Source organism: Acinetobacter sp. YH12227 (genome assembly GCF_013417785.1).
GTDB classification, from domain to species: domain Bacteria; phylum Pseudomonadota; class Gammaproteobacteria; order Pseudomonadales; family Moraxellaceae; genus Acinetobacter; species Acinetobacter gandensis.
Map to the genome: position 1 here is coordinate 1 of NZ_VPDH01000059.1, position 23,933 is coordinate 23,933.

Genomic DNA, 23,933 nt, shown 5'->3' on the forward strand with positions numbered 1-23,933 from the left:
TTGTTCCACTTTAGATATTTGTTTAAGATGAGATGTAACTCATTGAAATGTGTCATCATATTCGTCGTCAGAAAACAAGTATTATGCCATTATTTCAATGAGTTATCTTTTTTTGTCGTGTACAAAGTAAACAGTATTAATTTTCAAGTGATTAAGTCGTGTTTCTTAAACCATCAATGCCAGTCGTTCCTACGCTGAATCAGGACTATCCTGCGTGGCATTTGGGACGTGAGCATTATGCGTTATGGTATTTAGAAATACTCGATCCTGATTTATTGGCATATTTAGCTACACTTAGAGAGCATTTCTCGGATATTTTATATACGCCGAACACGCGTCAATTTCATATAACTTTGTTTATTTGCGGTTTTTTTAATGCGTTGAATACTGCTGATGCCATTCTAGCCGCTGAAAAAAGTACGTATAACGATAATTTTTCCGAGCAACAATTCAAACAACAGCAGCGACAGCTTCAGCACTTATCCTTCACGAATATTCAATTGAAAACAGGTCAAATTAATAGTTTTCAAAGTGCTTTATTTATTGAAATTCAGGATGATTTCGCCCAACTTGCGAAAATTCGACAGTGCCTAAATATGAATAGCGATGAAATTGCACCTATCGAATATTGTCCGCACATCACATTGGGTTTATATAAACATGCAATGAACAGTGATGAGGTATTTGCGCGTATTGCTAAACTACAACAACAGCAATTTAATATTGATTTTCAGCAAATAAGTTTTGGTAGTTATCAGGCACAGCTCTTACAAGGCCCATTAACTGTTTATAAACAATATCCTTTGTTCGCTCATATTCAGGAATTCAATAAGGAAAAGCAAACAGCATGATTCAATTGATATTAGGTGGCGCACGTTCAGGAAAAAGCCGATTGGCTGAACAAAAAGCCAAAGACAGTGGCTTAAGCGTAACGTATGTTGCGACAGCGCAAGCCTATGACGATGAAATGCGTGAGCGAATACAGCATCACCAAGCAGACCGTCCTACAGATTGGGGACTGGTTGAAGAACCGCTGTATTTAGCCGATCGCCTAGTGCAAATTGATCAAGCCAATCAACTGATTTTGGTGGACTGCATGACTTTATGGATGAGTAATTTATTGCTGAATGAACAGAAAGATTTTCAGTCGCAGCAATGCCAAAAATTACTTGAAGTGCTTCCGACCTTAAAATCCGAAATTATTTTAGTCAGTAATGAAACTGGACTAGGCGTTGTACCTATGGGGCAACTCAGTCGTAAATTTGTCGATGAATCTGGCCGCTTACATCAACAACTTGGTCAGATTGCTGACCACGTTGTGTTTTGTGTGGCCGGTTTTCCTATAGTGTTAAAAGGAGAAAGTAAATGAGCTGGTGGCTTGAAGCATGTAAACAACCAAGTATGGACGCAAAACAACAGGCTGAAGCACATCAGTTACAACTGACCAAACCAACGGGCTCACTTTCTGAATTGGAAAATACCGCAGTTCAACTTGCTGCGCTACAAAATACTGTAAAACCTCAAGTTGATTTACCATGGATCACCATCTTTGCAGGCGACCATGGGATAATGGAAGAAAATATTTCAGCCTATCCGCAAGCGGTAACTCGCCAGATGTTGCAAAACTTTACGACTGGTGGTGCATGTATCAGTGTAATTGCCAAAGAATACCAAGCCAAATTACAAGTGATTGACTGTGGTTCTGTGGGTGAAGCATACGAATATGCAGGTGTGGAGCGCTATTGCATTGCACAAGGCACAGCAAATTTTGCCAAAACTGTAGCAATGACCGAAGCGCAATGTCTACAAGCTTTAAACCTTGGGCGTAAAAGCGTTGAAGATGCTGTAGCCGCGGGGGCGTCTATTTATGTCGCTGGGGAGATGGGTATTGGTAATACCTGTTCAGCATCAGCAGTGGCTTGCTTTTTACTCAATGAACCTGCAGAAAAATTAACTGGTGTGGGAACAGGTATTCGCGCTGAACAATTAGCACATAAAAAGCAGGTCATTGATCAGGCTTTAGCATTGCATAGAGACTATGTTGAAAATGATGCATTCAAAGCGTTGTGTGCTGTGGGCGGTTTAGAAATTGCCGCTATGACCGGTGCTTATATACGCTGTGCGCAATTGGGCATGCCGATGGTGGTCGATGGCTTTATTACCACGGTATCTGCGTTACTTGCGGTGCGCCTGAATCCTGCCGTGCGTGATTGGATGCTGTTTGGACATCAGTCAGCGGAGTACGGTCATGTGCGTTTATTATCAGAACTGAATGCAAATCCATTACTCAAGTTGAATTTACGTTTAGGTGAAGGCAGCGGTGCGGGCGCAGCATTAGGCGTGATTCGCTTGGCATGCAGCCTGCATAACAATATGGCAACCTTTGCTCAAGCTGCCGTCATTGGTGAAAAAGTTTAAATGGAACATTTCCGTTTAGATATTCTGCGTCATGGCGAAACCGAGTTGAGCCATACATTACGTGGCTCAACCGATGATGCATTGACAGAGTATGGCTGGCAGCAAATGCAGCAAACGATCACTACTGCATTACATGAAATTAATGCGAAAAGTCAGCCAGCTTGGGATGCCATATTTACGTCAGATTTGCAGCGTTGTCGTTTATTTGCTCAGGACTTATCTAAGCAATTAGATACTCCTGTATTTCAAAATGCGCAATTTCAAGAAATGCATTTTGGTGATTGGGAAGCGGTGTCTACCGAGCAAATTTATCAACAAAGTCCTGAACTGTTGTCACAGTTTTGGCAAAGTCCAAGTACATATACGCCGCCAAATGCAGAAAGCATGCAACAGTTTCAACAGCGCATAGATTTAGGCATTCAAAAAATCGTAAAGCTTAAGCAGAAAAATGCATGGCAGCGCGTATTGTTGGTTTCGCATGGCGGCGTGATCAAGCTTTTAAAATGTTTGGCCGAGCAAAAACCGTTGGATGATTTGTTAAAAATGACTGCTGAATTGGGGCAGCTGAACGCGTTTAGCATTTACGATGCAGCGCATATTCGTCTTTGGGAGCAAAGAAAATGATGCCATTTTTTATTGCTTTACAGTTTTTGACGACGTTTCCCATCCAACTCAAAGCCATGCCGAGCAAACAGCAAAATGGTCAATCTTTGCTGTTCTATCCTGTGGTGGGATTGATCATTGGCGGCATATTAGCGCTGCTCGCGTTTACACTACAAAGCCTTCCGATTATTCTGCTCAGCAGTATTATTTTGGTGGTCTGGATTTGGCTGACAGGTGGCTTGCATTTAGATGGTCTGGCAGATACTGCAGACGCGTGGGTCGGCGGTTTTGGTGATGCTGAACGTACTTTAAAAATTATGAAAGACCCCGCCTGTGGCCCGATTGGTGTGCTGAGTCTAGTCATTATTTGCTTGCTAAAATGGTCAGCCATTTATGTATTACTGCAAAAGCAGCAATTTTTGGCGTTGATATTATTTCCAATTTTAGGCAGGCTCGCGCCGCTGTTTCTATTTCTTACCACCCAATATGTTCGTGAAAAAGGCTTGGGTTCATCGCTGGCCGAATATATACCGAGAACATGGGCATTGGTGGTTTTTGTACTATGCTTAGCGGCTAGTTTTTACTTTTCATGGGTCGGGCTGATCAGCCTTGTGGTTTTTGTTGTGACCTTGGCTTATTTGCGCCTCAAGTTTATACAACGTATAGGTGGTGTTACTGGTGATACCATTGGCGCAGCAATTGAAATTTCTGAATTATCGAGTTTAATGGCATTTGTGATTGGATTGCATTATTGGGTCAATTAACTTTTTATAGAATCGAAAGTAATGTGGTTGGATAATCGCAAAAATTAAATACCAAAAAAAATATTTGTAAAAAAAGGACTTAAGCTGAAGTCCTTTTTTTATATCTCAAATCATTACTTTTTCTAAGAATTAGAATGAATAACCAATGTTTAAACCATAACCAATCGCATGGTTGTTGCTAAATTTACCAGCTTCAGTGTGTGCACCAGTAACAGCATCAGCATCGCCTAACCAGAAATATTTAACGCCTGCACCAATAAAGTAATTTTTTGCAGGGTTGAAACGTACACCTGTACCCACAGACCAATAGCCTTCAGTTGGGCCAAGTGTTGTTACGGGATTACCTGCACCAGTGTCATAACCGACAGAGATATTGGCACCCCAGTGATCATTAAATTTACGTGCAACACCCACAGTCACAGAGATTTGATCATCTTTATAGTCAATTAGATTAAAACCATTCGGTTTGTTAATCTCAGGTTTCATTTGACCTACGGCAGATGAGACAAGACCAAATTTATTTGGACGAACCTCAAAGTTTGACCAATTCACCCAACGTAAATTTGCAAAGGCAATGGTATTTGCCATGATGCCAGTTTGAAAATCAAGGTTAACCGATTGTGGAGTAGAAAAACTAAAGTTTCCGTCTGCCTGACTTGCCTGACGCAAGAAAGGAACAACACCTGCTACAGCATCTGTGTCCAAGCCAAAATTTTCATAGGCATCTATTTTATGTTTGACTTCAGAACGATATGTAATTGAGGCTTTCAGGGCTATTTCAGGAATTTGATAAGCAGCACCTGCTAGCCAACCCCAAGACCAGTCCGTACCAGTTTCTAAATCATAACCGTTTAATACGGAATAAAGCTCACCACGCAATTTCACGCTACCATTTACAGACTGATACATCGGACCTGCATAAATATTCCAATTTTCATTAGGTTGGTAACCAATCAGCATTGAAATATTTTCTGTTTTGACTTGAACCGACGTACCACCTTGAGCTGTTGAACCGACCATACCCGTGGTGTAATTTAAACCATCGACAATTTTATCTGTCGGTTTTGCGACAAAAGCATTATCACCGCTGTATTCAGCATCTGCACCATAAGGCTGGTCATAAATCAAACCCAAAGTAATATGATCCGTCGCTTGGACTTTAATAGCTGCAGCAGGGAAATAGTAATCTCCCGCCATATTCGGTGCTGAATTTCCAAATTTATCTTGACCCGATACGCTTGGATCAAGCACGGAAATACCCGCTTCAGCATAATTACCCGGTTGAAGAAACGCACTAATTGATTGGCCTGAGCGATCAAGTCCGCCTGCATAAATCGTTGTAGTAGAAAATAGGCTAAGGAATATGGCAGTGTGGATCGCCGTGCGTTTCATATGGGATACCCCGAAAAATTAACGCGTGAAAAATACCACAAATAAATTTATATGAAAGGGCTTAATAAATTGTAAGTATCTAAAATAAAATGAAAAATAATAAAAGTACATTTGTATATTTATTATTTATAAAACATATTTAGATTTATCTTGACCATAATGACAGTTTTAGCCAAATAAACTGTTTGTTTGCTATTTAATCATTTTAAAAAGCCTTGATTAAATCAAGGCTTAAAGAAACACGCTTAAAATTTAAAAGGCATTAAAATTGATTAAACTTAACCCAACATATAAACCACTATATGAATAATTGATGGGCCAAGTAAGACCATAAATACGCCAGCAAGTACCATGCTTAAACATGCAGCTACGCCTTCTTCTTTATGACGCATAAATGCTTTGCTTGTGCCAAAACCATGTGCAGCATTGCCTAGTGCGGAACCTTGTGCAAAGCGAGAATGTAGTTTCAGTCCTGCTAAGACTAGGTCGGCCAAAGCCACTCCCGCAATACCCGTAATCATGGTGAATAGAATCACTAATTCGACAGAACCGCCAATATTATTGGTTAGCTCCATTGCGAAAGGGGTAGAGATTGAACGTGCCATCAAACTGAACGATGTTTCTTGATCAAAATGAAATATTTTAGCCAAGTAAAAAGCACTGATCACACCTGCTAGCATTCCAAACACGATACCTAAACAAATACTGATGGCGTGCTTATGAATCACTTGGCGATATTCATAAATGGGGATAGCAAAAGCTACAGTTGCTGGCCCCAACATCCAAACAATCCACTGACTTTCTTGCATATAGGTATCGTAAGATACATGGAAAATGGTCATGAATACGATCAGTAGAAAGGGTACAAAAAGTGCTGGCGAAAACAGCATATAGGGGAATCTGCGATGCAATTTTTTAACCAGCACATAGCCGATTAAGGTCATTACAAAACATAATACAGACATACTATCGAATTGCATGAAATTCATAGTGTTTTACCTGCTGTATTGACGTCGATTGCATCATGTTCATTCGATGTTTTGTTTTTTCTTCCGTTTAATTTTTTTTCTAATTTAAAGCCGAGGGCGACCGTAAATGCTGTTATGACCATGACGCAAAGTGTACCAAGTACAACAGACAATACCAATTGCCATCCCGAAGTCAAAAATAACGCCTTATATTTTATCAAACCGACTACACATGGAATAAAAAACAAAACCAGTTCTGCCAAAATGAAGTCAGTCCCTTGTTTAATCCAATGCATCTTAAAAATGCCACTTAATAATGCAGCCAGTAGTAATAACAAACCAATAACACCGCCAGAAATCGGTAAGTTAAACCAGCTTTGAATACATGTACCGAGCGACCAAATAAAGATTAGTAGGCCAAGTTGAGAAAGTGTTTTTGCCAAAGAAATAAATCGCGAAGGCGTGTTTTGAGTATCCATGAGGAGAAAAGCAATTGGTACAAAGGAGATAGAGCTATTTTAAAAGTGTGTCGGATGTATAATTATGAATAATTAAATTTAAATTATGCCTAAATGGAATAATATGGATTTTAAGAATCTGAAAGTCTTTGTCACTATTGTACAAAAGCAAAGTTTTAGTCATGCAGCAGAGAGCCTATTTGTCACTCAACCTACAATTAGTAAGTTAATACGACAGTTAGAAGAAGAAATTGGCGTTCCTTTATTCCATAAAGGAGATGCGGGGCGTAAACGTGAAGCACAATTGACTTACATGGGTGAGCAAATATATCAGCATGCGTTGGTTATTTTAAATGAGCAACAACGTATGTTTGAAACTGTGGCGCAGGTCAGAGCTTTAAAACAAGGAAAGCTCACTATCGGCTTGCCACCATTAGGTTCGGTGTTATTAAGTACCTTGATAGCACAGTTTCATAAGCAATATCCTAATATTGAGTTAAGTTTTTTTGAGGTAGGTGCGAATGGAATTGAAGACGCCATTTTAAAAAAACAAATTGATGTGGGGATTATTCTCGGACATTTAAAACCCGTACTAAGTGGTATTCAAATTATGGACTCACCACTTTCTTTACTTTCACGTAAAGATTCGCAATGGCGCAATAGAAACAAAGTGTCACTGATTGAACTTAAAGAAGAGTCTTTTCTATTGTATGCCGATACGTTCACGCTGAATAATATGATTATTCAAGCTTCAAACTATGTTGGTTTTGAACCGAATGTCGTGTGTAAAAGTAGTCAATGGGACTTCATTGCAAAAATGGTCGAATCAAATGTCGGTATTGCACTTTTACCTAAAATTTATTGTGATCAGCTTGATCATGATAAATATAATGTAAGTGTCCTGGAAAATCCAAATTTAAACTGGACCTTAAACATGGCCTGGAATACGACGGTTGCGATGAGTCCATCCACAAGAGCATGGCTTGAAATCATTGAAGATAATAAAGATCAGATCCATTTCTAACATGGAAATAATGATGAGAGCGTATGAGTCTGTACAAGACGTATTTCAGAAGTTTTTAAGTTAAGCCATCATAGGGTGGCGATATCATTGATCGATAGTTAAGGGATTTTTATTGTGGAAAGTCTTTTTAATTGATCTATGTCGAAAGTAATTATTCTGGAACTTTAACTCCTTAGGAGATATACAGTCAATTGTTCTGTCTAGCATCATAAAGCCTTCAATTTAACAAACCCCACTTCATTTTATCTTTTATCAAAAGAACACGAAGCAAATGAATGTTTTTGCAAAAAGCTGATGAATGGATTAATTTGTTCATATAGGGTTTATTAACAGGCGTAATTTAAAGATGAAATGGGAAGACATTGGACAACAGCCGTGTTCAATTGCACGGGCACAATCTGTGCTGGGTGATCGTTGGACCATGCTCATCATTCGTAACGCCTTTATGGGGATTCGCCGTTTTGACGATTTTCAAGAAAATTTAGGTGTGACACGCCATGTTTTATCAGATCGATTAAAGCGACTGGTTGAAGAAGATATTTTAGTTAAACAACCGTATATTGACCGGCAAGAACGTTTTGAATATCGCCTGACTCAAAAAGGTTTGGATCTATATCCGATATTGTTAGCAATGACTCATTGGGCTGATCAATATATGGATGGCGGTAAAGGCTCGCCAGTTGAATATGTTCACAAGCGTTGTGGTCAAACATTTAAACCTGTGATGGTGTGTTCATGCTGTGGTGAGCAAATACAGGCAAAGCAAGTAAAACCCGTATTTACTCAAGCCTATTTCAATGCTATGAATCAACTCAAACAGGCTTGATTTCTAATTTTTGAATTAGCTAAATACTTAATATTTAAGTTTATTAACAGACATTATAATATCAAATTATAAGCAGTTTGCTGGTTTTGGAACGCCCGCAAGTCGGCTTAAATGTCGAGCAACTAGGCCTGTATTAAATTTCTCTTGTAGTAGTGCATTGTTAATATCAGCACTAATTGTTTTCATTAAATATTTAATCAGTGGACGTGTTGCAGGCGAATGTCCAAATTGTTGATAGAACTGACGTACACCTTGTAAAATTTCATAATGCCAAGGGCTGAGTTGCAGGTCTAAAGTATTTGCCAGTTCTTGGGCTACGGCTTCATTCCAAATAGTGTAATCGACTAAATGACCATCTTGATCAAGTTCGAGATTCATATTATTTCCGATATTTCTTTAAATACTCAATGGAAAGCGAGTACTTATTTAAGTGTAATACAACGTTGATATTTTAAACACAAGTCCGCAAATTCTGCATAAGTACAGACATGCATATGGCTAAAGAGAACATCGCAACCTAATATTTGTGCGTCGTTGTCTAATACAAAACACGTTCCTAACTTTTGTATTTGTTCATCCGCAATATGTAAGACAGCTTCACCCATGAGGACTAAGGCATCGCCAGTGGTATAGACACTTTGTAATTGCTGTATATGTTGTAATGTATTGGAATAACAAGACTGTACAAGATAAAGACTATTGTTTGACATAGATTATTACTCACTCACCAATACAAGATATGGTCAAAACGCTGAACGAATTCAGTGTTGAATTCGATAAATTCAAGTTCTTGTTCAGATTTTTGAACAAATGGGTGTTGAGTATTTTTTTGCTCAATGAGTATTGGTGTTAAATCATAAAACTCAAAACTATCAACCATGTTTGAAGCAAGTTTAAAGGCATGCTTTAACTGATCAAATTGTTGATCTGCTTGTAGCAGGCTTAAAGCAGCATCTTTAAGTAGTACTTTTACCTCACAACCAAATGTAGCCAATACCATGGTGGCAGATAAGCTCTCATGGATTTGTAAACTTGTAAGATTTGCTTGGGTGAGTACAACGAGTACAGTTTTCACAAAATATTCCTATTAAATCCAACAAATATTTGGAAATTTGAGACTTAGAATTGAATTAAGCGGTCAGCAGATTGCACGGCATCTGCAAGTTCACCTAAACCAACCAGTTCAAACTGATCTGCAAGGTTATGTTGCTGTAAGTTATGTCGCTGCGCATTTTCTGCATCGCTAATTCCTCGTGCTAAGGCTGCACTCACACAAACAGGTAGCCGGATCTCAAGCTTTTGCCATTCGCTTGTGAGTTTACGCTGATCGTCAGGTACCCATTGCAGGGCGTTTGCTACATTGACACCATCTTGATAAAAGAAAACCCGAAAGCTTTCATTTTTTTGTTTCAAAGCTTGTGCAAGGCCAAATGCATGCCAAGCATGAATTGAAGTTGGTGAGGAGGTAATTAGTAATAAAGTACTCATCGAAATTCACTTTAGAAATAAGCAGCTATACTTGCAGCTCATTCTGACTTGATAAGAAAACGTCATTATACAATGCTTTTTATTAATATCTGTATATCTCATTTATGATGAGTGATTATGCTCATTTCCAATACGTTGTTGATGAATGTGGTGGTATGCACAGTGAGTATAAATAACCCAAATAATGAATATTGGTAAACTACTTAAAGAGTATTATAAGATTTTAGAAAACAAATTTTTTAAAACAAGATATTGATAAATAGTAATAAAATATTTAAGTGGGCATATTCTATACGGCTGTCTTAATTTGCTTTATTACTTGATTTTAGATTATTCATCTATAAATGTGATAACATGTACAGATTCTAAGCAATGGCTTTGATCGAGTCAGCCATAATTTTTTCATTTTTATTGATAAATATTTTGAGTATTTACAAAGAAATGAGAAAAAATTGCCAGTCTCATCATTACAAGCCTGTTTTTTCCGCATCTGGCGGATATCTTTTTTGATCAATTTAGATCTGTCTTACAAGTAAAACGGAAAAGGGAAGGTATGTCTTCATTGAAACCGTCATGGTATTCCAATGTGAATCCAAATGTATTTATTAGTACTGTGCTAATTATCGGCATTTTTATTGCCATTGTTTTTTTAGCTCCCAATGCTTTTGATTTAATTACAAAACAGCTCAATCAATGGGTAACAGACTCATTTAGCTGGTTCTATGTACTCTCTGTAGCGATATTTTTAATTGTACTCATTTATATTGCTTGTTCGAGCATGGGTAAAATTAAACTTGGTCTAGATCACAGCCAACCGAAATATAGCAATAGCTCTTGGTTTGCCATGCTATTTACCGCAGGTATGGGTATTGGCTTAATGTTCTTTGGTGTTGCTGAACCTGTGATGCATTATGTTTCACCACCGACAGGCGAACCTGAAACAATTCAATCTGCACAGCAAGCCATGCGAGTAACTTTCTTCCACTGGGGCCTACATGCGTGGGCAATCTATACTATTGTTGGCTTGGCTTTAGCTTACTTTGCTTATAGACATAATTTACCTTTAAAAATTCGTTCTGCTTTATATCCACTTATTGGAAAAAAAATCTATGGTCCCATTGGTGATGGGGTTGATACATTTGCAACAATCGGCACTGTATTTGGCGTTGCGACCACACTTGGCTTTGGTGTTACTCAAATAAACTCAGGTCTTAATTATCTTTTTGGTATTGAATACTCCACGACTACGCAGCTTATCCTCATTGTGATTGTGACGGGTATGGCTTCGTTGTCAGTATTTATGGGCTTAGACAAGGGTATCAAAAGATTATCAGAGATTAATTTAGGGTTAGCCCTAGTTCTTTTATTGTTTGTATTTTTTGCAAGTTCAACCATCTTCATTTTACAAACCACCATACAAAATGCAGGTCAGTATTTCTCTAATTTATTCAATATGACCTTTAACCTCTACGCATATCAATCTGATGGTTGGATTGGTGGCTGGACAATCATGTATTGGGCATGGTGGATTTCATGGTCACCATTCGTAGGCATGTTTATTGCTCGTGTGTCTGAAGGTCGTACGATCCGTGAGTTTATTGTCGGTGTTTTACTGATCCCAACGGGTTTTACCCTGATCTGGATGGGGGTGATGGGTAATGCTGCACTTTTTAGCATTCTAAATGAAGCGAATACCTCCCTTGTTAGTGCTGTACAGCGAGATTCATCTGTAGCACTTTTTGAGTTTTTACATACCTTACCATTCTCAGGTGTAATGAGTTTTATTGCGACGATTTTGGTCATGCTGTTCTTTGTGACATCAGCGGACTCTGGTGCGTTAGTGACAGATTATTTAACTGCGAAATCTGAAAATTCGCCGACATGGCAGCGTTTGTTTTGGACTACATTAATGGCTGTCCTTGCCATTGTACTTTTATTCGCTGGTGGTTTAGGTGCCTTGCAATCAGCGACCATGTTGAGCGCATTACCGTTTACATTTGTGATGCTTTTGATTTGCTGGGGCCTGGTAAAGGCACTGCATTTAGATGCAACAAAAATGCAGGCATTACAAGATGCGCGTATTACCCCAAGGGCAATTCAAAATCCAAGAAGTTGGCAGCAGCGTTTAGGCCTTATCATGCATTACCCGCATACACGCGAAGAAGTAGAAAGGTATATTGATCAAACGGTAAGACCCGCTTTTACAAATTTGCAAAATGAATTTAAGCGCCGTCATCTAGATGTATCTATTCAAAATATTGATGATGGTCTGCAATTACGTGTAAACCATCAGGATGAGATAAATTTTATTTATCAAGTCGTGGTGCAAGAGAAAAATACGCCTAGCTTTATGATGGATTCGAAAGAAACTCAGCAGGACTATCAAGCTGAAGTATTTTTAAGAGAAGGTGGGCAAAACTATGACATTATTGATTGGACACAAGAAGACCTTTTACAAGATGTGATTGATCAATATGAACGACATTTGCACTTCTTAAATTTAGTTCGCTCAAAAAATCAATAGATCCTCATCGATTTATAAAAAACCGCCTTCGGGCGGTTTTTTATCGTAAATCCAATACAGTTGATACTCATAACTCCTACATATGCAACATTTCAAACTATTAAAATAATTATAGAATTCGCTTGCAGATTAACCGATTTAAGTGAAGTTTTAAGTCGGTTTTTAAGTTTTTTTATTCTCTGTGGATACGTTTTGAATAACACCAAAAAGACAAAATTAAACTGTAAAATACTGATAACTATAAGGAGTAGCTAAACAATGATTTTAGTGACTGGTGGTTTAGGCTTTATAGGCTCGCATATTGCCTTGAGTTTATTGGCTCAAGGACGAGAAGTTATTATTGTCGATAATTTATCGAATGCTAACTTACAAATACTTGAAAGATTGGAATACATTTCGGGCATGTATGTGCCTTTTGTAAAACTTGATATCCGTAATACTCCCGCTTTAAATAAAGTTTTCGAACAATATTCTGTCACGGCAGTTGTACATGCAGCTGGATTTAAATCGCTTGAAGAATCTGTACTTAAACCCCTTGAATATTATAATGATAATGTCAGTTGTATCATGAGTTTATTGCGTGCCATGCAGCGTACTGGCGTTAGAAATTTAGTACATCTATCAAGCCTTGCGGTATACGGTCAATCATCAGCTGAACTCGCTGAAGATACACCATTCAATTTTACCTACCCAAATCCCTATGTAAAATCTCAACAGATGGTTGAAGAAATCATACGAGATACGGCACGTACCGATAATGAGTGGAAAATAGGCATATTGCGCTTAAGCAATATCGCAGGTGCATTTGAGCATGCTGTACTTGGCGAGTTTGTTGCACCCTTACCCAAAAATATCGTGCCGCTGGCTATGCAGGTGGGGGCAATGCAACGTGAATATATTGAATTACGTAAGCAGGCTAAGACTGAGGATGGCACAGCTGAGCGCAGTTTTTTACATGTGCTCGATTGTTGTAAAGCAGTTTGGCTCTGCTTAGAGTCTTTAGCTTCACAACATAATGTTTGTGAGGCCTACAATATTGCAGGTGAATTGATCTCTATACAACATTTATTGGATGAAATATCCGAGGTTACCCAGTCGAGTATTAAAACGATAGAGTCAACATATTACCCAAATGAAGAATTTGACCAATTGGGTGCGAATGTTGAAAAAGCCGAGAAACAGTTGAATTGGAAAGCTGATCATAGTTTGAAAAAAATGCTTGAGGATGAATGGCGCTTTTACCAACAAACCTTAAGAGGTCAGTGAGTTAGGTTAAGACATATATTTTATTGATAATTTATAAATATAGAGCTTTGCCTAATTGTGGTTCATAAGAGTTCAGCTAAAATAATTCCATTGCTGAGGCTTTATTCGTAATTTTTAACCGCTTAACTCTTTGCGATTACTATTATCAAATAAACCACTTATTATTGATAATAATTATCATTTACAAGTCTTTAACATTTACATAAACTATAACGAATGAATTGATCTACACGCTGTTATAACGTGAAATGATTTTCTAAGTTTTAAATATTTCGATAAGGAAATGAGAAGATGCAAACACGTATTGAACATGACACGATGGGTGACGTTGAAGTACCAAGTGAGGCAATGTGGGGTGCACAAACTCAGCGTAGTTTGCAAAATTTTAAAATTGGCGGTGAACGTTTACCACGTCCCATGATCCGTGCGATGGGGCTAGTGAAGAAGTCTGCAGCAATTACCAATGCTGCACTGGGGCAAATTCCTCAAGAACTTTCGGGATATATTGTAAATGCTGCTGAAGAAGTCATTTCAGGGCAGTGGGACTCACAGTTTCCTTTGGTTGTATGGCAAACAGGTTCTGGTACGCAAAGTAACATGAACTGTAACGAAGTAATCGCTAATATTGCCAACCAAAAATTAGGTAATCCACTTGGTGCACAAAAGCCAGTACACCCAAATGACCATGTCAACCGTGCGCAATCTACCAATGACTCTTTCCCAACAGCAATTCATGTGGCAGCTAGTCTGCAAATTAATGAATTATTGATACCTGCGGTCACAAAACTGCGCAATACTTTAGATGCAAAATCCAATGATTTTAAAGACATTGTCAAAATTGGTCGTACACATTTACAAGATGCAACGCCTTTAACCTTAGGTCAGGAATTTAGCGGTTATGTATCACAATTAGATCACGGTTTAAAACGTTTAAATCAAGCGCTAGAGGGTTTGTACGAACTGCCATTAGGTGGTACAGCTGTCGGAACAGGATTGAATGCTCATCCTGATTATGCTGTAACTGCAGCAGAAGAATTGGCAAAACAAACAGGCTTACCATTTGTTACTGCGCCAAATAAATTTGAAGCACTGGCAGGGCGTGATGCGGCTGTTTTTGCATCAGGCGCATTGAAAACACTTGCGGTAAGTTTGAATAAAATTGCAAACGATGTTCGTTGGTTAGCGAGTGGCCCACGTTGTGGTTTCGGTGAATTACGGATTCCCGAGAACGAACCTGGATCAAGTATCATGCCGGGTAAAGTAAACCCAACGCAAAGTGAAGCGATGACTATGGTTGTAGCTCAAGTTTTGGGTAATGACACGACAATTAATGTCGTAGGTGCTTCGGGTAACTTTGAGTTAAATGTATTCATGCCTGTCATTGCATTTAACTTATTGCAATCGATTCAATTATTAGGCGATGCGTGTAACAGTTTTAATGATCACTGTGCTGTTGGTATTGAACCAAACCGTGAAAAAATTGATCACTTTTTGCATGATTCATTAATGCTGGTTACTGCTTTAAATCCAGTGATTGGTTATGAAAATGCTGCAAAAGTGGCTAAAACTGCTTATAAAGAAGGAAAAACCTTAAAACAAGTTGCTGTTGAACTTGGACTGGTAACAACTGAACAGTTTGATGAAGTGGTTCGTCCTGAGCAGATGGTTTCGCCAAATACCAAATAAGTAAGCGTGATATCGAAAACAATATAAATTGTGATTCGGAGTAGAAACCATTTTGAAAATGTGGTTTCTACTTTTTAATTTTTGCTCAAATTAACATTTTGAACAACGCTCGCAATTGTTATTTAGCTTTAGCATTGAATTAACTGTCATACTTGTTAAAATGCCTTTCTTTTTCTGTTTTCGTTTCTATTTAACATTTGTTTGAATAAAATTTTGCAAGACAGTGTTTTATCTAAGGATTTCCCCCAATGCTCACCATTTATTTAACAGATGCCCAAAAGCAAGTTCAATTTAAAGACTATCCGGGCGAGCATCCTGTTAAATTTGTCTTAAATTTTAAAAAGATTTTTCCGAGTGTAATGGAGCTTTTGCTACCAGTATTGCCTGAAAATGAAAATCTTGATGAAATGAGCTGGGAATCTACTACCACTGATTTTGAAAAATTCAAATTATTGCTTAGTGGTTGGGGCGTGATTGAGCTACGTTTAAATGCAATTGCACAGTATAAAGACCGTGCATATGCAGACAACTTAGTTAAAAAAGCCCAGCAAAAACGCAAAGACTTTAAAAAAGCTCAAGCAAAATTACAAACAGTTGAACTTGATTATCTATTTATGCACGAAGTACATGGTTTGATCGATGCAGAATTAGTTGAATTAGGTGAAAAATTCTATCTTCCAACTTTACGTGAGCTTTGGAAACATCAAGTCCCAAGCCAAGTGCTAGAAGCCAAATTCTAATAATGTAAAAATCCTCCACTTCGGAGGATTTTTAATATCTACAGCAGAACATCAGATTTACAAGTATTTATCGCTACTTCATAGTGGTCAATGTTTGGCAACTTTTTAATAGATGGTCAAATTTGGAATGTAATTTGCATTTCATATGAATATCACTCGCCTTATTTTAGGCTCATTTACATATATCATTTCGATAAGGACTTTATAACTATGTCAAATCAGTTTATTGATCTAATTACCAAACGCCGTACGATCTATGCAATTGGTAAAAATGTAAGTCAAACGCCAGAATATCTAACTGATTTGATTCAACATGCAATTAAACAAAGTCCATCATCATTCAACTCGCAATCTTCACGTGCAGTGATTTTGTTTAATGGTGAAAATGAAAAATTCTGGGCTTTAGTGGCAGATAAATTAAAGTCTTATGCAAAAGATGAGGAAAGTGCTGCAAAAACCACTGCGAAAATGGCAAGTTTCGCTGCTGGTGTGGGTACAGTATTGTTCTTTGAAGACCTAGATGTCGTAAAAAACCTACAAGCGCAATTTCCTTCGTATGCTGAAAACTTCCCAATTTGGGCAGAACATTCTACAGCAATTGCACAATTTGCAACGTGGACAGCTTTACATACCGAAGGCTTAGGAGCATCACTTCAACATTACAACCCAATTGTCGATGAACAAGTACATGCTGAATGGGACATTCCTGCTCATTGGAAACTTCGTGCTCAGTTGGTATTTGGTTCTGTAGAAGGTGAAGCAAAAGAAAAAGCCTACATTGATGATGCTGAACGTTTTAAAGTTTTTCAATAATCGTTGAATACAACATAGTCGATGAATAGAGAAAGAGCTGCATTTGCAGCTCTGAACCGTACCGGGTTTGTCGGAGACTTTTTTATTTAAGTTAGGCCACCTGACCTAACGGGTTAATCTTATCATAGTACATTGCTTCAAAATCAAAAGGTGATACATAACCTAGTGCACTATGTACACGCTTTTTGTTGAACCAATCTACCCAATTTAATGTCGCAAGTTGTACATCCGCTAAACCTTGCCAATCTGCTTTTAAATATTCAATCACCTCTGTTTTGTATAAGCCATTCACCGTTTCAGCCAAAGCATTATCGTATGAATCACCTCTCGTACCGACTGATGCTCGTAAATTTGCTGCTTCTAAACGATTGGTATAGCGAATAGAAAGATATTGCACACCTCTGTCGGAATGATGAATCACATTCTTTGGCATGCCGCGATCATGCAATGCTTGCTCCAATGCATCGAGCACCATATCTGTATTCATCCGTGTAGATACTTTCCATCCAACAATTGCTCGTGAAAACACATCAATAATAAAGGCGGTATAGACCCAGCCTGAATGAGTTTGAATATACGTAAAGTCACTGACCCACAGTTGGTCAGGATGATCAGCAGTAAAATTACGTTTCACTAAATCATCTGCTCGTTTTTGGTCATCTCGGCTACGGGTGGTTTGTTTGTTCTTACCTCGCCAAACACCTTGTATACCTAGCTTTTTCATTAATCGAGCAACAGTACAGCGTGCAATAATATAGCCTTCACGTTTCAGTTTTTGCCAGACTTTACGTACACCATACCGACCTGAACTTTCCTTCCAAATTCGTTTAATCTCCTCAGCATGATGCAAGTCATGTAAATCTCGCTTTGCTCGATGTTCTGGATTTTCACAGAGATCTAGAGTCCGGTAATAGGTTGAAGGTGCGATCGGTAAAATTCTACAAATCGCCTCGACTCCGTACAGCTCTTTATTATTATGGATAAAATCCACCATTATTTGTGTGGGCGGTCGAGCTCCGCCTGGGCGAAAAAAGCGGCTGCTTTACGTAGAATTTTATTGGCACGTTTTAATTCTTTAATTTCACGTTCCATTTGCTTCATTTTTTCTTGGTCAGATATCTGTTGTACTTTAATAGGATTTTGCTGATCTAAATGCTTTTGATGCCAGGCACGAAGTGTTTCAGGAGTACAACCAATCTTAGGCGCAATTGCTGTGATTGCAGCCCAAGTAGAAGGATAATCTTTTTCAGATTCAATTAGTAATTGAACCGATCTTTCTCTAATTTCGGGGGTATAGTTTGGTTTTTTCATCGGAATAGTCTCTCAGAATATTGAGTCTCCGACAAACCCGGTACGGTTCACTCTTTTTATGTATAGAGGTTGGACAATGCTTTTCATCCATAAAAAAACATTGTCCGTTTTAGCTCATTGAGGATAGAGCTAAACTGGTGCTTAGAACCAACTTTCTTGCATATTTAGGCAAGTGTCATCGAGCTCATTTAATAACTGTGCTTGATGTTCAATTTCAGGAAGTTCCCAGCGTATAAAGTATTGCGCAGCTTGCAATTTTCCCGCCATAAAGTTTTGATCTTCCTCAAGCTCTGATTGCTGAAATGTGGCAACAGCCTTGTTTGCCATGTCCAGCCAAAGCCATGAGATAATAACTTTACCCATCATGTCGAGATAAAGCGCTGAGTTTGCAAGTGCTTGATCAACCTGACCTTGTATTAATACTTTGCCTAAACGTTGCGTGGTTGCTTGTACTATTGCCAGATGTTTTTGAAATAATGCAGCAAGTGGTTTCACACGTTCATCTTGAGCTTCAGCAATAGTGTTTTGCATACGCTGCATTAACAATATTAGACCTTTACTATTGTGCTGCCATAACTTACGGCCCAATAAATCAAGTGATTGAATACCAAAAGTACCCTCATGAATTGGGTTTAAACGGTTGTCGCGATAACATTGTTCAATCGGGTATTCACGGGTATAGCCCGCACCGCCCAAGACTTGAATTGCTAAATCATTGGCTTTGGGGCCATAGGCAGAAGGGAATGATTTTACCACTGGAGTAATTAGGTCCAGTAAAATAGCGGCATCTTCATTCTGATTGGCTTGATGCTCATCAATTAAACGTGCTGCAAATAAACAAAGTGCCAATGCACCTTCAACATAGGACTTTTGAGCTAAAAGCATGCGTTTAACATCTGTATGTTGAATGATGTTGACAGGTTTTGCTGCAGGATTTTTGTCTGAGACGATACGGCCTTGTGGTCGATTTTTTGCGTACTCAAGGGATTCTAAATAGCCACGATAACCAATCATCGCTGCCCCAAGTCCCACCCCAACACGTGCTTCGTTCATCATCTTAAACATATATTTAAGACCCGAACCTGCTTCACCAATTAAATAGCCATGACATTGCTCATGTTCGCCAAAACTTAATACGGTTGATGTTGTACCACGGTAGCCCATTTTATGGAGTAGGCCAGCAAGATGTACATCATTGTGTTCGCCTAAAGTGCCATCTGCATGCGTTTTAAATTTTGGCACGATAAATAAAGAAATACCTTTTACACCTTGTGGTGCATCTTGTATTCGAGCCAAGACCAAGTGAACAATATTTTCAGTAATATCTTGGTCACCGCCAGAAATAAACATTTTCTGACCTTTAATTGAATAGCTGCCATCTGCTAGTGGAATGGCTTTTGTCGTCAAATCACCCAACGATGAACCTACGTCAGGCTCTGTGAGTGCCATCGTGCCTGAGAAACGACCACGGAACATATGAGGAACGAAAGTATTTTTTTGTTCAGTGGTACCAAAAGCCTGAATGACATTTGCTGCGGCTGCTGTTAAAAATGAATATGCCACAGTAGATGGATTTGCCGACATGAAGTAAGCATTGGCAGCCATATTGATTAATGTTGGCAATTGCATGCCACCGAGTTCGTATTCATGTTGAGCGCAGAGTAAACCTGCATCGGCAAATTGTTTCCAAGCGGTTTTTACTTCAGGAATCGTCATAACTGTTTTGCCATCAAAACTTGGTTCATCATGATCGGCTTTAGCATTATGGGGAGCAAAAAAATCATTGGCGATGCCATGAGCAGTTTCTAAAATGCTATTAAAAGTTTCTACATCATGTTCTGAAAAGCGAGGGAATTGGATCAGTTCCTGTGCTTTAAAAACGTCATAAAGTAAAAAATTTAAATCTTTATCATTAATAAGCTGCGTCATGGCAATAACCTAAAATATTGTAATTGACTCGAATGCTTACAGATTAGCAGTTGCCAGCTAGCCTTAGGATTGTCAATATTGACACTTATAGTGTTAAAAATGACAAAACGAGTTGCTATTAGAATGAAAAAAATTGTGATTTTGGCTTTTGATGGTGCTCTGGCCTCAGCAATTACAGGCGTAGTCGACCTATTTGCTATGGCAGGTGTGAGTTGGAATCGTATTCAAAAACAAAATGTGCAACGCTTATTTGAAGTGCAAATTGCAACACAAGATGGTCAAGATATTCAATGTATTAACGGTATCAAACTGCATGCTGATCTTGCATTTCAAGACATTAATCTAGCTGATGTGTTGATTGTTCCGACCATTGGGGCAGCAATTAATGATGTTTTGCAACGTAATGAGAGATTAATCGACTTTTTAAAAAAATATCCGGTAGATCGGCTCATTGCAGGAAATTGTACGGGCAACTTTTTTTTAGCTGAGGCAGGCTTGCTTAATGAAAGACATGCAACGACGCATTGGGGCTTTCGACAAATGTTTAGTGAACGTTATCCTTTGGTCAAGTTGAACACTGATCAATTAATTAGCCATGATCAAAATATTTATTGTGCGGGTGGTGGTCTTGCATGGTTTGATTTAGGGCTACATTTGATTGAGCGTTTCTATGGTTTTGATATCGCAATTCAGTCTGCTAAATCCTTTGTCATTGATTATCACAGAGACAGCCAATTGTCTTATTCTTTACTCAAGATTGCGAAACCCCATCAAGATGAATTGGTACAGAAAATTCAAGATTATTTAGCGTGTCATTTTCATCAGAATATTGCACTGGAAGACATTGCTAAAACCTTTAACATCACAACAAGAACCTTAATACGACACTTTAAAAATGCGTTGGATGTTGCGCCAAATCAGTATTTACAAGCGATACGGGTAGAAGCAGCACGAAAGCGTCTGGAAGAAACAGATCAAGCTGTAGATTTAATTATGCAACAAGTGGGTTATAGCGACCCAAGCTCATTTCGACGATTATTCCATAAAAAAACGGGGCTAACCCCGTTGGAATATCGCCGACGATTTAGTCGACGGTTTGCAGTATAGAAAACTTAAAATTTGATCATTCATGGGCCAACACATTTTTTGAAGATTGGCGGCCATGTAAGAGGTAATATGCCAAAATACAGCTAAAAGCAGCAAAAGCGCTATATAAATACAATTGCGCATAACCTATGTAGTCAAGCAACATGCCAATGAAGTAAGGTCCAAAACCAAGTCCAGCGTCAAGGAAAATGAAGAATGTCGATGTGGCAAAACCCATACGTTCAAGTGGTGCACTTTTCACAGCGATGGTTTGACAGACTGATTGAATATTGCCATATCCCAAGCCAAGTAAACCTGCGCAGAGTAACAGCATCCAAGAACTATGCGTGATACTGAGTAAAATGAGGGCAATACCCATAATTATAAATGCAGGATAGATAATAATATTTTCACCTTTCCGATCCATTAAAGGCCCTGTAAAAGGACGCGAAATCAAAATCGCAATGGCGTACATTAAAAAGAAAAAAGAAGCTGTTTCAACTAAATTAATTTCTTTGGCATAAAAATTAATAAATGATAGTACGCCTGAATAACATATTGAGGCGAATAACATGATTAACGAAATGGGTACTGCATTAGGTTCGACAAATTGAGAAAACCAGTTTGGCTTTTTCATAGCGACAACAGTTTCGATCGCTTTATTTATTTTAGGTAAATCAGGAACTTGTATCAACCAAGCTACGACTAAACAGCATACGGCAATGACCGTTGAAACAACAAAAATGGATTGGTATCCGACATTGAGCATCATCCAAATAGCAAGGAAAGGGCCAATCGCCGTACCTAAAGTACTACTCATACTGTAATAGCCAATGCCTTCACCACGGCGTGATGCAGGTAAGATTTGCGCAATGATTGTACCGAGTACTGTTGATGCCATGCCCATCATAAAGCCATGCATAAAACGCACAAAGAGCAGCATGCCGACGCCAAAAGGGATAAAGTACAGACCAGAGAAAAGTAAGAATCCTGTCAGACCAACAATTAAAGTAGTTTTTCGTCCAAAGCGCTCAAGAAATTTACCAACCAGCAGTCGTCCCACTAACGTACCGACAATAAATAAACCCGAAATTAAACCAGCTTGTGCGGTAGTTGCGCCAAGTTCTGCTACGGCATAACCGACAATCACCACAACCAAAAGATAAAATATCAGTACCAACTGGAAATTTATGGCACTCACTAATATAAAATTGCGTGTCCATAAGGCGGCATTATTTTGCATGATCTTCACCTAATTTTGCGCATTCTAATGTCTGGATAATACGATTAAAGATACTGACTGATTGCTGTATATCATTGGGGAGAAATTGACTGATCAATGCTTTTTCAAAATGATCAATTTCAACAGAGCATTGTTTAAATAGGTCTTCACCCTGTGGGCTTAGTATTAGTTTTTTTTGTCGTTTATCTTCAGTTTCAACATGAATTAAAACATTTAAGGCTGTAAGTGCATGTACACGTTTCGCTATAGAAGGCTTTGAAACATTTAAATATTCAGCCATTTCAATGGATGTACAACCGCCTTTTTCACGAATGACAAACATAACTTGCCATAGGGAATAATTCAGTTGATATGGAAGGAGGAGTGTATTGACTTCGTCACTCATCATACGTGCGCAGCGCAATAATGAAGAACGGAATCCGAGTAGAGAATTCACAATGGTTAACTAGGGTAACTATATTTAAAGCAACTTTACGCCTTTTCATTTTAATGTACAAGTGAATGGGTAATATCCGAGATAAGTGGTCATACATAAAAAAGCCAATACGAATATTGGCTTTTTAATCACTTGAAAGATGAAAAATTAAATCTTTACATGATCGTTTTGCAGCATAGCAATGCTATTTACTCAACGGCAGCTTCGGCAGCAGCTATAGCGTGTTCATTATTTGTTGTATCGGTTTCTGCAATTTCAACACTTTCACCGTCTGCATACGCTAATTCTTCGCCGCTTTGTTGTTCAAGTTGTTGTAAATATGCGGCTAGCTCTTCATCATTCATTTCAGGTTCACCTTCAGACATCATGGCTTGTTCTTCGAGTTGAGCTTGGGCCATATTGTTCATCATGCCTTGCATATTGAGCATAACGGGTATCATAACCAGTAAATACACGATCATTAGCACTAAGTATAAACAGCCTATCACTTTTTCCGTTTGTTCAGTTGGGCGTTTAATACCGTAATTATTCTCACCCTGTGTGCCTTTGGCAGCCATCACATAAATACTGAAAATTGTGCCAACAAGTGGGATAAGAAAAACTAAACATAACCAACCACTTTTATTTAAATCATGTAAACGTCTGATAGTAATACAGATCATGGCAACAAACATTGCAATGATAGATACAACAGCTAAAACGATAGCACTAATGCCTAAGGCAGAACTAAATAGCACATCAAAACTACGTTCAGCTGAAGTAAAAACTGCAAATAGTCCGAGCGCAACAGTAATGCCTAAAACACAGCTATAGATCATACCAATGATGAATAGAGGTGGATCAGGAAATTTGAACAACACTTATAAGTGATATTTTGCTCCCCAAATGATGTTATAAACATCAATATATGGAGTATTTTATGACACGTAGACCAAGAAGAAATCATTCAAATGACTTT

General features: G+C 38.4%; 25 protein-coding genes and 1 other annotated feature. Of the genes, 13 read left to right on the plus strand and 12 right to left on the minus strand.

All coding sequences use genetic code 11. From position 1 onward, the window contains the following. Positions 1-158 precede the first annotated feature (158 nt). Genes FTV09_RS12740 through FTV09_RS12760 form a run of 5 tightly spaced genes read left to right on the plus strand, consistent with a single transcriptional unit; the run spans position 159 to position 3,785 of the window. Positions 159-851 carry a 2'-5' RNA ligase family protein gene (locus FTV09_RS12740; protein ID WP_180058534.1) on the plus strand — a complete coding sequence of 231 codons (693 nt, stop codon included), beginning with the start codon at positions 159-161 and terminating at the stop codon, positions 849-851. After that, entirely contained in the window at positions 848-1,369 is a 522-nt protein-coding gene (cobU, locus tag FTV09_RS12745) for a bifunctional adenosylcobinamide kinase/adenosylcobinamide-phosphate guanylyltransferase (protein ID WP_067766426.1), read from the plus strand. The genes FTV09_RS12740 and cobU overlap by 4 nt, the downstream gene beginning before the upstream one ends. Then, a complete protein-coding gene (gene cobT / locus FTV09_RS12750) occupies positions 1,366-2,418 on the plus strand; it encodes a nicotinate-nucleotide--dimethylbenzimidazole phosphoribosyltransferase (protein ID WP_180058535.1) in 1,053 nt (350 codons plus the stop codon). Before cobU ends, cobT begins: the two co-directional genes overlap by 4 nt. Next, positions 2,419-3,042 carry a histidine phosphatase family protein gene (locus tag FTV09_RS12755; RefSeq protein WP_180058536.1) on the plus strand — a complete coding sequence of 208 codons (624 nt, stop codon included), beginning with the start codon at positions 2,419-2,421 and terminating at the stop codon, positions 3,040-3,042. Beyond that, entirely contained in the window at positions 3,039-3,785 is a 747-nt protein-coding gene (locus tag FTV09_RS12760; protein ID WP_180058537.1) for an adenosylcobinamide-GDP ribazoletransferase, read from the plus strand. Before FTV09_RS12755 ends, FTV09_RS12760 begins: the two co-directional genes overlap by 4 nt. Before the next feature lie 129 nt (positions 3,786-3,914). On the opposite strand, the gene FTV09_RS12765 is transcribed toward FTV09_RS12760, so the two are convergent. The 3 genes from FTV09_RS12765 to FTV09_RS12775 all read right to left on the minus strand — a co-directional run bounded on the left by FTV09_RS12765 (position 3,915) and on the right by FTV09_RS12775 (position 6,624). Next, positions 3,915-5,177: an OmpP1/FadL family transporter gene (locus FTV09_RS12765; protein ID WP_180058538.1), complete on the minus strand. Its 1,263-nt coding sequence runs from the start codon at positions 5,175-5,177 to the stop codon at positions 3,915-3,917. 278 nt (positions 5,178-5,455) lie between these two features. After that, on the minus strand, positions 5,456-6,121 hold the full coding sequence (locus tag FTV09_RS12770) for an LrgB family protein (RefSeq protein WP_373687707.1): 666 nt from the start codon (positions 6,119-6,121) through the stop codon (positions 5,456-5,458). Between the two features lie 41 nt (positions 6,122-6,162). Further along, a complete protein-coding gene (locus FTV09_RS12775; RefSeq protein ID WP_180058540.1) occupies positions 6,163-6,624 on the minus strand; it encodes a CidA/LrgA family protein in 462 nt (153 codons plus the stop codon). A gap of 103 nt (positions 6,625-6,727) precedes the next feature. On the opposite strand from FTV09_RS12775, the gene FTV09_RS12780 reads away from it, so the two are divergent. Both FTV09_RS12780 and FTV09_RS12785 read left to right on the plus strand, forming a co-directional pair. Continuing rightward, positions 6,728-7,627, plus strand: a complete 900-nt coding sequence (locus FTV09_RS12780) for a LysR family transcriptional regulator (protein ID WP_180058541.1) — start codon at positions 6,728-6,730, stop codon at positions 7,625-7,627. A 346-nt stretch (positions 7,628-7,973) separates the two neighbouring features. Then, positions 7,974-8,453 carry a helix-turn-helix domain-containing protein gene (locus tag FTV09_RS12785; protein ID WP_067766445.1) on the plus strand — a complete coding sequence of 160 codons (480 nt, stop codon included), beginning with the start codon at positions 7,974-7,976 and terminating at the stop codon, positions 8,451-8,453. 66 nt (positions 8,454-8,519) lie between these two features. Here FTV09_RS12785 and FTV09_RS12790 read toward each other — a convergent pair whose 3' ends face one another. Genes FTV09_RS12790 through tusD form a run of 4 tightly spaced genes read right to left on the minus strand, consistent with a single transcriptional unit; the run spans position 8,520 to position 9,941 of the window. After that, the gene (locus FTV09_RS12790; RefSeq protein ID WP_180058542.1) at positions 8,520-8,831 is read right to left on the minus strand and encodes a TusE/DsrC/DsvC family sulfur relay protein; all 312 of its coding nucleotides are present in this window, start codon (positions 8,829-8,831) and stop codon (positions 8,520-8,522) included. A 44-nt stretch (positions 8,832-8,875) separates the two neighbouring features. Continuing rightward, positions 8,876-9,163: a DsrH/TusB family sulfur metabolism protein gene (locus FTV09_RS12795; RefSeq protein WP_180058543.1), complete on the minus strand. Its 288-nt coding sequence runs from the start codon at positions 9,161-9,163 to the stop codon at positions 8,876-8,878. 14 nt (positions 9,164-9,177) lie between these two features. After that, positions 9,178-9,528, minus strand: coding sequence for a hypothetical protein (locus FTV09_RS12800; protein WP_180058544.1), 351 nt, complete (start codon positions 9,526-9,528; stop codon positions 9,178-9,180). Positions 9,529-9,572: 44 nt separating this feature from the next. Beyond that, the gene (gene tusD / locus FTV09_RS12805; protein WP_067766457.1) at positions 9,573-9,941 is read right to left on the minus strand and encodes a sulfurtransferase complex subunit TusD; all 369 of its coding nucleotides are present in this window, start codon (positions 9,939-9,941) and stop codon (positions 9,573-9,575) included. A gap of 553 nt (positions 9,942-10,494) precedes the next feature. On the opposite strand from tusD, the gene FTV09_RS12810 reads away from it, so the two are divergent. The 5 genes from FTV09_RS12810 to FTV09_RS12830 all read left to right on the plus strand — a co-directional run bounded on the left by FTV09_RS12810 (position 10,495) and on the right by FTV09_RS12830 (position 16,970). Next, on the plus strand, positions 10,495-12,465 hold the full coding sequence (locus tag FTV09_RS12810) for a choline BCCT transporter BetT (protein WP_067766460.1): 1,971 nt from the start codon (positions 10,495-10,497) through the stop codon (positions 12,463-12,465). Between the two features lie 258 nt (positions 12,466-12,723). After that, on the plus strand, positions 12,724-13,731 hold the full coding sequence (locus FTV09_RS12815; RefSeq protein WP_067766463.1) for an NAD-dependent epimerase/dehydratase family protein: 1,008 nt from the start codon (positions 12,724-12,726) through the stop codon (positions 13,729-13,731). A 291-nt stretch (positions 13,732-14,022) separates the two neighbouring features. After that, positions 14,023-15,417, plus strand: coding sequence for a class II fumarate hydratase (gene fumC, locus FTV09_RS12820; RefSeq protein ID WP_180058545.1), 1,395 nt, complete (start codon positions 14,023-14,025; stop codon positions 15,415-15,417). 248 nt (positions 15,418-15,665) lie between these two features. Then, positions 15,666-16,157 carry a hypothetical protein gene (locus tag FTV09_RS12825; RefSeq protein WP_067766469.1) on the plus strand — a complete coding sequence of 164 codons (492 nt, stop codon included), beginning with the start codon at positions 15,666-15,668 and terminating at the stop codon, positions 16,155-16,157. Between the two features lie 210 nt (positions 16,158-16,367). Next, a complete protein-coding gene (locus FTV09_RS12830; RefSeq protein WP_180058546.1) occupies positions 16,368-16,970 on the plus strand; it encodes a nitroreductase family protein in 603 nt (200 codons plus the stop codon). A gap of 91 nt (positions 16,971-17,061) precedes the next feature. On the opposite strand, the gene FTV09_RS12835 is transcribed toward FTV09_RS12830, so the two are convergent. After that, a protein-coding gene (locus FTV09_RS12835) for an IS3 family transposase (protein WP_180058547.1) occupies positions 17,062-18,281 on the minus strand; the annotation gives its coding sequence in 2 pieces (ribosomal slippage) (positions 17,062-18,005 and positions 18,005-18,281; 1,221 coding nt in all). Further along, positions 17,890-18,006: a sequence feature (AL1L pseudoknot), on the minus strand. Its footprint overlaps the gene before it by 117 nt. A gap of 141 nt (positions 18,282-18,422) precedes the next feature. Further along, complete coding sequence (locus FTV09_RS12840) at positions 18,423-20,210, minus strand: acyl-CoA dehydrogenase (protein WP_180058548.1); 1,788 nt, start codon at positions 20,208-20,210, stop codon at positions 18,423-18,425. Positions 20,211-20,333: 123 nt separating this feature from the next. Here FTV09_RS12840 and FTV09_RS12845 point away from each other — a divergent pair, with 123 nt between their 5' ends. Beyond that, positions 20,334-21,317 (plus strand): GlxA family transcriptional regulator, encoded by a 984-nt coding sequence (locus tag FTV09_RS12845; RefSeq protein WP_180058549.1) that lies wholly within the window; start codon positions 20,334-20,336, stop codon positions 21,315-21,317. Between the two features lie 16 nt (positions 21,318-21,333). Here the strand turns inward: FTV09_RS12845 and FTV09_RS12850 are convergent, their stop codons facing one another. The 3 genes from FTV09_RS12850 to FTV09_RS12860 form a co-directional block, all read right to left on the minus strand. Continuing rightward, on the minus strand, positions 21,334-22,539 hold the full coding sequence (locus FTV09_RS12850) for an MFS transporter (protein ID WP_180058550.1): 1,206 nt from the start codon (positions 22,537-22,539) through the stop codon (positions 21,334-21,336). After that, entirely contained in the window at positions 22,529-22,924 is a 396-nt protein-coding gene (locus FTV09_RS12855; protein ID WP_245668236.1) for a MarR family transcriptional regulator, read from the minus strand. The genes FTV09_RS12850 and FTV09_RS12855 overlap by 11 nt, the downstream gene beginning before the upstream one ends. Positions 22,925-23,163: 239 nt before the next feature. Further along, a complete protein-coding gene (locus FTV09_RS12860) occupies positions 23,164-23,835 on the minus strand; it encodes a DUF805 domain-containing protein (RefSeq protein WP_180058551.1) in 672 nt (223 codons plus the stop codon). Positions 23,836-23,933 lie beyond the last annotated feature (98 nt).

Bases quoted from the DNA above. Each gene is read 5' to 3' on its own strand.
- FTV09_RS12810 (WP_067766460.1), top strand. From the start codon at position 10,495: ATGTCTTCATTGAAACCGTCATGGTATTCCAATGTGAATCCAAATGTA.
- FTV09_RS12790 (WP_180058542.1), bottom strand. From the start codon at position 8,831: ATGAATCTCGAACTTGATCAAGATGGTCATTTAGTCGATTACACTATT.
- FTV09_RS12755 (WP_180058536.1), top strand. From the start codon at position 2,419: ATGGAACATTTCCGTTTAGATATTCTGCGTCATGGCGAAACCGAGTTG.
- FTV09_RS12770 (WP_373687707.1), bottom strand. From the start codon at position 6,121: ATGACCTTAATCGGCTATGTGCTGGTTAAAAAATTGCATCGCAGATTC.
- FTV09_RS12765 (WP_180058538.1), bottom strand. From the start codon at position 5,177: ATGAAACGCACGGCGATCCACACTGCCATATTCCTTAGCCTATTTTCT.
- FTV09_RS12825 (WP_067766469.1), top strand. From the start codon at position 15,666: ATGCTCACCATTTATTTAACAGATGCCCAAAAGCAAGTTCAATTTAAA.
- FTV09_RS12845 (WP_180058549.1), top strand. From the start codon at position 20,334: ATGAAAAAAATTGTGATTTTGGCTTTTGATGGTGCTCTGGCCTCAGCA.
- FTV09_RS12780 (WP_180058541.1), top strand. From the start codon at position 6,728: ATGGATTTTAAGAATCTGAAAGTCTTTGTCACTATTGTACAAAAGCAA.
- FTV09_RS12840 (WP_180058548.1), bottom strand. From the start codon at position 20,210: ATGACGCAGCTTATTAATGATAAAGATTTAAATTTTTTACTTTATGAC.
- FTV09_RS12775 (WP_180058540.1), bottom strand. From the start codon at position 6,624: ATGGATACTCAAAACACGCCTTCGCGATTTATTTCTTTGGCAAAAACA.
- tusD (WP_067766457.1), bottom strand. From the start codon at position 9,941: ATGAGTACTTTATTACTAATTACCTCCTCACCAACTTCAATTCATGCT.
- FTV09_RS12850 (WP_180058550.1), bottom strand. From the start codon at position 22,539: ATGCAAAATAATGCCGCCTTATGGACACGCAATTTTATATTAGTGAGT.
- FTV09_RS12830 (WP_180058546.1), top strand. From the start codon at position 16,368: ATGTCAAATCAGTTTATTGATCTAATTACCAAACGCCGTACGATCTAT.
- cobU (WP_067766426.1), top strand. From the start codon at position 848: ATGATTCAATTGATATTAGGTGGCGCACGTTCAGGAAAAAGCCGATTG.
- FTV09_RS12785 (WP_067766445.1), top strand. From the start codon at position 7,974: ATGAAATGGGAAGACATTGGACAACAGCCGTGTTCAATTGCACGGGCA.
- FTV09_RS12815 (WP_067766463.1), top strand. From the start codon at position 12,724: ATGATTTTAGTGACTGGTGGTTTAGGCTTTATAGGCTCGCATATTGCC.
- FTV09_RS12855 (WP_245668236.1), bottom strand. From the start codon at position 22,924: ATGAGTGACGAAGTCAATACACTCCTCCTTCCATATCAACTGAATTAT.
- FTV09_RS12795 (WP_180058543.1), bottom strand. From the start codon at position 9,163: ATGTCAAACAATAGTCTTTATCTTGTACAGTCTTGTTATTCCAATACA.
- fumC (WP_180058545.1), top strand. From the start codon at position 14,023: ATGCAAACACGTATTGAACATGACACGATGGGTGACGTTGAAGTACCA.
- cobT (WP_180058535.1), top strand. From the start codon at position 1,366: ATGAGCTGGTGGCTTGAAGCATGTAAACAACCAAGTATGGACGCAAAA.
- FTV09_RS12760 (WP_180058537.1), top strand. From the start codon at position 3,039: ATGATGCCATTTTTTATTGCTTTACAGTTTTTGACGACGTTTCCCATC.